This is a genomic window from Kitasatospora sp. NPDC024654 (genome assembly GCF_055559155.1).
In genome coordinates this window covers 160008-165898 of sequence record NZ_JBVHLF010000006.1, presented here as the reverse complement: position 1 = coordinate 165898, position 5891 = coordinate 160008, and the positions used below count along the sequence as shown (strand labels likewise).

General features: G+C 73.6%; 5 protein-coding genes. 1 reads left to right on the top strand and 4 read right to left on the bottom strand.

Features of this window, described 5'->3' with window-relative positions; translation table 11 throughout:
• Window positions 1-130: 130 nt before the first annotated feature.
• The 4 genes from ACZ38L_RS06080 to trxA all read right to left on the bottom strand — a co-directional run bounded on the left by ACZ38L_RS06080 (window position 131) and on the right by trxA (window position 4780).
• The gene (locus tag ACZ38L_RS06080; RefSeq protein WP_465689657.1) at window positions 131-1543 is read right to left on the bottom strand and encodes a hypothetical protein; all 1413 of its coding nucleotides are present in this window, start codon (window positions 1541-1543) and stop codon (window positions 131-133) included.
• Window positions 1540-2088 (bottom strand): DUF6114 domain-containing protein, encoded by a 549-nt coding sequence (locus ACZ38L_RS06075; RefSeq protein ID WP_465689655.1) that lies wholly within the window; start codon window positions 2086-2088, stop codon window positions 1540-1542. The genes ACZ38L_RS06080 and ACZ38L_RS06075 overlap by 4 nt, the downstream gene beginning before the upstream one ends.
• Before the next feature lie 340 nt (window positions 2089-2428).
• Window positions 2429-3073, bottom strand: coding sequence for a DUF6230 family protein (locus ACZ38L_RS06070; protein WP_396557524.1), 645 nt, complete (start codon window positions 3071-3073; stop codon window positions 2429-2431).
• 705 nt (window positions 3074-3778) lie between these two features.
• On the bottom strand, window positions 3779-4780 hold the full coding sequence (gene trxA, locus ACZ38L_RS06065) for a thioredoxin (protein ID WP_465689653.1): 1002 nt from the start codon (window positions 4778-4780) through the stop codon (window positions 3779-3781).
• Window positions 4781-5156: 376 nt separating this feature from the next.
• Here trxA and ACZ38L_RS06060 point away from each other — a divergent pair, with 376 nt between their 5' ends.
• Window positions 5157-5783: a TetR/AcrR family transcriptional regulator gene (locus tag ACZ38L_RS06060; RefSeq protein ID WP_465689651.1), complete on the top strand. Its 627-nt coding sequence runs from the start codon at window positions 5157-5159 to the stop codon at window positions 5781-5783.
• Window positions 5784-5891: the final 108 nt, after the last annotated feature.

The following is a 5891-nucleotide window of genomic DNA, read 5'->3' as shown; positions in this document are numbered from 1 at the left end:
CACCCCCCCCCCCCCCCCCTCCAACCCCTCCATCGCCCCCCCCCCCCTCTCCCCCCCCCCCCCCCCCCCCTCACTCCCGCCCCCCCCCCCCCCCGCTGCTCCCCCCCCCCCCCCCGCTTTCGGCGCGTTCTCAACTCCCGTATGGGGTGCTGTCGTTGTAGAGGTGCATGCCCGGGATGGTCAGGGTGCCGCCGAACTGGCCGGCCTGGACGGCGGTGACCCCGGTCATCGTCATGTCGATCGGGATCGGGATCGCGCCGATCAGGTCGTAGAGCCAGGTCGGGAGGGTGTCGGGGGTGAGGGTGATCGGGCCGAGGTCGGGCAGCGGGATGCCGTAGAGCGCGGAGAGGGTGCCGGTCAGGCTCTCCACGTACATGGTGATCGGCCCCTGGCGCATCGTCGACGTACTGCCGGGCGCGCCCTTGACGTGGAAGGTCTGGCCCGGGACCTCGATCGTCGACATGTCGAGATCGCCGATGTCGACCGAGCTGACGGTGAACTTGAGCACCCGCTTGGTCTGGCCGTCGGCCATCTGGACGTTGTAGACACCGCCGAAGACCGCACCGTAGAGCGCGAGCTTGCTGGAGCGCAGGGTCCAGTTCTGCTGCGGGACGATCTGGCCGGACGGGCTGTCGGCCGCGGCCACCTTGCTGGTGTCCACCGGGCAGAGCGGGGCCTTGTCGCCGGCCGCCAGCGCCTTCGCGGCGGCGGAGGGGGCCATCGAGCCGGTGGGGGTGGGGCTCGGGGTCGCCGGGGCCGTGGCGGAGGCGGAGGGAGATGCGCTCGGGGCGGCTGCGGGCTGGGTGGTGGCGGAGGCCGACGGGCTCGCGGACGGGCCGGGGGCGGGGGCCGCCGCCGGGGCGTCGGCTGAGCGCTGCTGGACGGGCGGCGGCGTCCGGGTCGCGGGCGGCTGGGCCGGCGCCGGGGTGGTCGGCGCGGCGGCGGCCGGCGCGGTGGGAGTCGGTGTGGGGCCGGGGGCGCCGCCGGTCTGCTGGTTCTGGTGGGTCGGGTCGAAGATCCCGGCGATGCCGCTGATGATGCCGCCGATCAGGTCCTGGCCGTGGTTCGGCTGCGCGGCGGCGGCCTGGACGACCTGGGTGGCGGCCGTCCGGTCGGCGGGGGTGACGAGCGCGGCATCGGTGGCGCTCTTGGCGGCGGGGCTCGGGGTCGTGCTGCCCCGGGCGCCGTCCGGCGCGGGGGCGGACGACCGGGACGGTGCCTGCGAGGCCGGGGACGAGGGGGACGGCGACGCCGAGGTCGCGCTCGGCTTCGGGTCCGGGACCGGCGTCAGCTGGCTCTTCGGCACCGGCGTGATGGCGACCGGGGTGTCCGGCGCGGTGCAGGAGGTCCCGGCGTTCGGGGTGACCGCGGCGGCCAGGTCCGGGGCCATGCTGCTGCCCATCAGCAGGGCGGTCGGCACGGCGGCGAAGGCGAGCAGCCGGGCCCGGTTGCGTCCGCCGCCACGCGGTGCCGCGTGGCGCGGACCGGCCGTCCGGTGCGGCACCGCCGGGGTCACCGCGTCGCCCTCCGACCGCGCGCTCACCGCTCCTCCCCCGGCTGCTCGGCGACCCCGGCGATGACCGCGGTGTCCGCGATGTCACCGGTGCCCGCGGCGGCCGTGGTCACCGGCAGGGCGGCGGCACCCGGCCCGGCCGGGAGCGGCTCGTCGGCGTCCGGCTTGAACGGCGCCCAGGCGCAGAGCATCCCACCGCCGATCAGCCCCGGGATCAGCCCCATCATGAAGCCGCCGAGGTTGGAGACCGGGATCGAGATCAGCGCCAGGATGGTGACCGCGACCCCGCAGAAGATCCGCACCAACGGCTGGAACCAGACGGTGACCCCCAGCACCATCATCAGCAGTCCGATGATCAGCGAGCCGGCTCCGGCGGTGGTCGCCATCGCCACGGTCAGCCCACCGAGGGTCAGGTGGGCGTACGGGAAGTAGAGGATCGGTAGGCCGCCGATCATGGCCAGCAGGCCGCCCCAGAACGGGCGGCTCCGGCGCCAGGCGCGGAACCTCCGTTGCAGTCGGGTGAACCCGTCGACGTCGGCGTCCGCGGGCCACTCCTCGGCAGTTGCGCTGGTCACGATGGAACTCCTCGTTGGTGGGTCCGAGGGAGGAACTGTGGGGGTGGGGGGGGGGGGGGGGGGGGGGGGGGGGGACAAGCCGGAAGAAAAAAAAAAGCCGCAACGGCAGGTGGGCGAGGGGGGGGGGGGGCGGAGATGATGCGGTGGGGGTGCAGCTGGGGGCGGGGGGGGCCGGGGGGGGGCGGGGTGCCCCGGGGGGGGGGGGGGGGGGGCTCCCCCCCCCCCCCCCCCCCCCCCCCCCCCCCCCCCCCCCCGCCGGGACCGACTGACCGCCGGCCTCGGGGCCGCCCGTGGGGGCCGGCGCGGCCGACGGCCGGTCCGGCTCCCCGTCAGGGGCGGCTCAGTAGCACTCGACGCCGGTGCCGGAGCCCTGCTTGATATTCAGCTTCAGGCCGTTGAGCGTGAAGGTGCCGGCCGAGGTGGCCCAGGCGGTCTGCTGGACGTTGGTCAGGTCGGCGCTGCTGGCCGACTGCGCGAAGCCCGTGGCACCGCTCGGCAGCCCGGTGCCCTGGTGGCTCTTCCAGCCCTGGACGGCGGTGCCCTGCAGGGTGGAGGCGTCCTGGCCGATGTTGATGTTCTGGAAGGTGGCGTCCGCGTTCAGCTGGTTCAGGTCGATCAGCAGGTTGCTGGCCGTGACCGGCTTGTTCGGGTCCTGACCGGCGTTCAGCACCAGGGTCCACTTGCCGAGCGGGCCGAGGTCGGTCACCACGGACTGGCACAGGTTGTTGATGGTGGCCGTGTCGAAGGCCGAGACGGCGACCACGTGCGGGGTGCCGTTGCTCTCCACGTCCACCGAGCCGAACTGGGCGAAGTTCGTGCCGTGCAGGTGGTCGGTGGTGACCTTGAAACTCTGGCCGGAGACGCTGAACGACGCGGCCAGCGCGCTGTCGGCGATGCTCAGGCCGATGCCGGCGGTGGCGGCGATGCTGGGCACCATGACGAGGGCGAAGCGCTTCCAGCGGGTCTTGCCATAAGTCTTGGACATGCGTGTCCTCCTTCTCGGACGTACATCTCCGGACCGGTCCGGCACCCGTGGCGCCGATCCCGTCCTGGGATGGGAGAGAGCTACGTCCTCGGTAGCGGAGAGCGCCGTCGCCGACTCCGGGCGCGGACCGCGGCTGCGGGCCACTCCCGTCCCTGCGCCGCTCGCCCGGAAGGGCGGGCGGGCACGATCGGCGACATCGACGATCACCCCCGAGCGACAACCAGACGGCCGCGCGGGGCTGCGCGACCGGAGAAAGGACAGGATCCGCCGTGGGCCGCGGATACCCCCCTGCCCTCTCAACCGCCGAACGGTTCCGGCGGTTACCCGGTGGGGATCCCGCACTCCTGCCGTCCAGTGGGTGACCGGGGGCGGAAAAGTGAGGGACCAGGCGTGGCCGATCGTGCTGTAATCACGGCCGAAGCACAAGAGGTTCATTACTGACGGGTAATCCAACAGTCGACCCGGCGGACGGTGAACCAGACATGACATCGACGCAGCGTGACGTCACATGGGGTTCGCACCGCGGAAATCTGCTGGAAATACGGAGGAAAGCACAGTGGGCGATCACCCAAGGTGATCGCCCACTGATGTTGTCAAGATTTGATAAAGCTGACGGTGCGATGCCGAAATGTCGGCAAATCACCGGCGACACCGCAGGTCACCGACCGTGCCATCGAGCCAGCCTGACGGCCCGTCAGCGGAGGTCTAGAAGAGCACCCGGGCCAGCGCGGTGCGGGCCGCGGTCACCCGCGGGTCCTCCGGGCCGATCACCTCGAAGAGCTCCAGCAGCCGGAGCCTGGCGGTGTCCCGGTCGGCGCCGGCGGTCCGGCCGACGGTGTCCACCAGGCGCCCGAAGGCGTCCTCGACGTGACCGCCCACCAGGTCCAGGTCGGCCGCGTCCAGCTGGGCGGCGACGTTCTTCGGGTCCTGCGCCGCCGCGTTCCGGACCGCCTGCGGGTCCAGCCCCTCCACCCGGCGCAGCAGCTGGGCCTGGGCCAGGCCCAGCTGGGCCTCGGTGTTGCCGGGCTGGTCGGCGAGCACGTTCTGGTAGGCCTGGATGGCGCCGCCCAGGTCACCGCGGTCCAGCGCCTCGTGCGCGGCGTTCAGCGCCGGGTCCTGCGGCGCCGCGTAACCGGCCGTCGGGCCGCCCTCGGCGGGCAGCCCCGCGCCGGTACCGCCGACGATGCCGAAGCGCTGCTCGGCCACCTGGATCAGCTGGTCCAGGATCTTGCGGACGTTGGCCTCGTTCTCGGCTCCCTGGAAGAGCGGCACCAGCTGGCCGGCCACCACGGCCATCACCGCGGGGATGCCCTGGATGCCGAACTGCTGCGCGATCAGCTGGTTGGCGTCGACGTCGATCTTGGCGAGCACGATCCGGCCGGCGTACTCCTCGGCCAGCCGCTCCAGGATCGGGCTGAGCTGCTTGCACGGGCCGCACCACTCGGCCCAGAAGTCGACGACCACCGGGACCTCGGTGGAGCGCTGGACCACCTCGTCCTCGAAGGTGGCCTCCGTGACGTCGACCACCAGCGGGTAGCCGGCGGTCGGGACCTCGACACCGGCCGCCTCGGCGGCCGCGTTCTGCCGGGCCCGCTCGGCCCGGGCCTGCTCGGCCTTCTGCGCGGCCTCACCGGCCGCCTTCACCGCGGCGAGGTCGACCGCTCCACGCAGGGCGGCGCTGTTCAGATGCGTGTTCCGTGGCTGCATGACACCATCCTCCCCCGTCCGCGACCCTGCCGAGCGCCATCCGCCGGGAAAGTCCGCCGTGGGCGTCCTCGCCCGGTCCGGCGGCCGTCCCGGCGACGGCCGATCCCCTGGTAGCCGTTCCCGCTGCGGCGCGGATCCCCACCCGCGCCTCGCGCCCGACCCCTCCCACAGGGCCGGCGCATGGTTGCCGCTCTATTCGCTACGGGTCGTAGCGTATCTGGACCCGCACCCCTCGCCGCAAGTCCCCCCGGGGCCGGCGGGACGTGACGTGCCCCACTTTCGCGGTCGCCGTTTCGTCGATACGGTTACCAGCCCCACCCAGAAGCTACTCACGAGTACTCAGCTGCTCAAGAGCACACCAGCGCAAGGAGCCCCGGTGGCCACCCTCCCACCCCGACCCGCGCGCGCGAAGGGCCGCCCGCGCAGCGCCGCCGCCGACCGCGCGATCCTCGACGCGACCCGGGAGGCGCTGGCCGAACTCGGCTGGGGCGGGCTCACCATCGGCCACGTGGCCACCCGGGCCGGGGTCGCCAAGACCACCCTCTACCGGCGCTGGCCGTCCAAGAACGAGCTGGTGGTGGACGCCGTCGCGAGCCTCTTCGACGAGCTGGAGATGGCCGACCTGGGCAGCCTGCAGGCCGACATGGAGGCGGTGGTGGCGCAGTTCGCCGCGCTGCTGGTCCGGCCGGAGAGCCAGGCCGCCCTGCTCGCGCTGTTCGCCGAGGGCAGCCGCGACCCGGAGCTGCGCCGGCGGATCCGCGAGCGGATCGTCGATCCGCAGAAGCGGCTGGTGCGCCAGGGGCTGTCCCAGGCGCTGGATCGCGGCGAGCTGACCCGGGACCGGGACGAGGCGGTGGCGGCCGAGCACATCGACATCATCTTCGACACCATCGCGGGGACGGTGGAGCACCGGATCCTGGTGACCGGGCAGCCGGCCACCCAGGAGTGGATCCGGCGGTTCACCACGCTGCTGCTCACCCCCGGGCTGGACAGCACGGGTTGACAGCCGGGGGGGGGGGGGGGGGGGGGGGGGGGGGTCGGGGGGGGGGGGGGGGGGGGGGGGGGGGACGCCCCCGGTGTGGGTGTCTGGTAGGAGAGGTGTGGGATTCCG

Excerpts from the sequence above, each read along its gene's own strand:
- ACZ38L_RS06070 (WP_396557524.1), bottom strand. The coding sequence starts at position 3,073 with ATGTCCAAGACTTATGGCAAGACCCGCTGGAAGCGCTTCGCCCTCGTC.
- trxA (WP_465689653.1), bottom strand. The coding sequence starts at position 4,780 with ATGCAGCCACGGAACACGCATCTGAACAGCGCCGCCCTGCGTGGAGCG.